The following is a 1658-nucleotide window of genomic DNA, read 5'->3' as shown; positions in this document are numbered from 1 at the left end:
CCGAGTTGGCCGAAGGAGCACGATTGGAAATCGTGTAGGCGTCACAAGCGTCTCGAGGGTTCGAATCCCTCTCTCTCCGCCACAAGTGAGGCCCGTTGGTCAAGTGGTTAAGACACCTCCCTTTCACGGAGGTAACAGGGGTTCGAGTCCCCTACGGGTCATATCTTTTCTTTCATTGTATTGTTAAGTTTAGTAACATAGCTTATAAAAATAACTTGACAATGATAATTAGAAAATGATATAATATGTTTTGTGTCACAATGGAGGTTTAGCTCAGCTGGGAGAGCATCTGCCTTACAAGCAGAGGGTCGGCGGTTCGATCCCGTCAACCTCCACCATAGAATATTATAGTAAGAACAATGACGCGGGGTGGAGCAGTCCGGTAGCTCGTCGGGCTCATAACCCGAAGGTCACAGGTTCAAATCCTGTCCCCGCAATTAATCTGGAACCGTGGTGTAGGGGTTAACATGCCTGCCTGTCACGCAGGAGATCGCGGGTTCAAATCCCGTCGGTTCCGCCATTAATTGCTTTATAACCAGTATCAACTCACTACATTAAACAGATGGTTCTCATCATGATTGAGTAGAAGAGTCGACACACAGCAATACATTAGACTACGGCTCGGTAGCTCAGTCGGTAGAGCAGAGGACTGAAAATCCTCGTGTCGGCGGTTCGATTCCGTCCCGAGCCACCATTTAGATTAATGTATAACACTTGCCGGTGTAGCTCAGTTGGTAGAGCAACTGACTTGTAATCAGTAGGTCGGGGGTTCAAATCCTCTCGCCGGCACCATCTTTTTTTTATTTATTGTGGAGGCTTAGCGAAGTGGCCAAACGCAGCAGACTGTAAATCTGTTCTCTCCGAGTTCGGTGGTTCGAATCCATCAGCCTCCACCAGTTTTGAAGGGGCATAGTTTAAAGGTAGAACAACGGTCTCCAAAACCGTTAGTGTGGGTTCAATTCCTGCTGCCCCTGCCAATATAACATTAATGATTTATTTTATAGCATGGCGATCGTGGCGAAGGGGTTAACGCACCGGACTGTGACTCCGGCATTCGTGGGTTCAAGTCCCATCGGTCGCCCTTTTTATTGGGGATTAGCCAAGCGGTAAGGCAACGGACTTTGACTCCGTCATGCATAGGTTCAAATCCTATATCCCCAGCCATTATTTACTTTTACTTAAATGATCTGTAAGCGGACGTGGCTCAGCGGTAGAGCATCGCCTTGCCAAGGCGAGGGTCGTGGGTTCGATTCCCATCGTCCGCTCCAAATTTTACAATATAATATGGCGCCATAGCCAAGTGGTAAGGCACAGCTCTGCAAAAGCTCTATCCCCAGTTCGAATCTGGGTGGCGCCTCCAGTTATTTTTAAAATTCTTGCGCCCTTAGCTCAGCTGGATAGAGCGTTTGACTACGAATCAAAAGGCCAGGAGTTCGAATCTCTTAGGGCGCGCCATTTTAGCTCTTATGTGTTAAATGGAAGTAACAAAAAATAGCATCATTTTTACTTAGCCGGTGTGGCGGAATTGGCAGACGCGCGCGACTCAAAATCGTGAGGGAAACCGTGGGGGTTCGAGTCCCTTCACCGGCATACACATGAAAAGCACTAGATCTTATGATCTGGTGCTTTTTTTTATTTGCTTTTTTAGAACATCACAT

Annotated in this window: 14 tRNA genes; all 14 read left to right on the top strand. The window is 47.4% G+C overall.

The window, feature by feature from the left end:
* The first annotated feature begins 89 nt into the window (after positions 1-89).
* Positions 90-161, top strand: a tRNA-Glu gene (locus ACFSGI_RS04275).
* Between the two features lie 101 nt (positions 162-262).
* Positions 263-338: transfer RNA gene (locus tag ACFSGI_RS04270), tRNA-Val, on the top strand.
* A gap of 25 nt (positions 339-363) precedes the next feature.
* Positions 364-437, top strand: a tRNA-Met gene (locus ACFSGI_RS04265).
* Between the two features lie 7 nt (positions 438-444).
* Positions 445-520, top strand: a tRNA-Asp gene (locus ACFSGI_RS04260).
* 98 nt (positions 521-618) lie between these two features.
* A tRNA-Phe gene (locus ACFSGI_RS04255) sits at positions 619-694 on the top strand.
* A gap of 22 nt (positions 695-716) precedes the next feature.
* Positions 717-792, top strand: a tRNA-Thr gene (locus tag ACFSGI_RS04250).
* Positions 793-811: 19 nt separating this feature from the next.
* Positions 812-896: transfer RNA gene (locus ACFSGI_RS04245), tRNA-Tyr, on the top strand.
* 7 nt (positions 897-903) lie between these two features.
* Positions 904-977: transfer RNA gene (locus tag ACFSGI_RS04240), tRNA-Trp, on the top strand.
* 31 nt (positions 978-1008) lie between these two features.
* A tRNA-His gene (locus ACFSGI_RS04235) sits at positions 1009-1081 on the top strand.
* An 8-nt stretch (positions 1082-1089) separates the two neighbouring features.
* Positions 1090-1164: transfer RNA gene (locus tag ACFSGI_RS04230), tRNA-Gln, on the top strand.
* Between the two features lie 29 nt (positions 1165-1193).
* Positions 1194-1268, top strand: a tRNA-Gly gene (locus ACFSGI_RS04225).
* Positions 1269-1286: 18 nt separating this feature from the next.
* Positions 1287-1360 (top strand) — tRNA-Cys (locus tag ACFSGI_RS04220).
* Positions 1361-1378: 18 nt separating this feature from the next.
* Positions 1379-1455 (top strand) — tRNA-Arg (locus ACFSGI_RS04215).
* A 55-nt stretch (positions 1456-1510) separates the two neighbouring features.
* A tRNA-Leu gene (locus ACFSGI_RS04210) sits at positions 1511-1590 on the top strand.
* Positions 1591-1658 lie beyond the last annotated feature (68 nt).

It is taken from the genome of Paenibacillus nicotianae (assembly GCF_042681745.1).
Classification (GTDB): domain Bacteria; phylum Bacillota; class Bacilli; order Paenibacillales; family Paenibacillaceae; genus Saccharibacillus; species Saccharibacillus nicotianae.
This window is presented reverse-complemented; position numbering and strand designations above follow the sequence as displayed.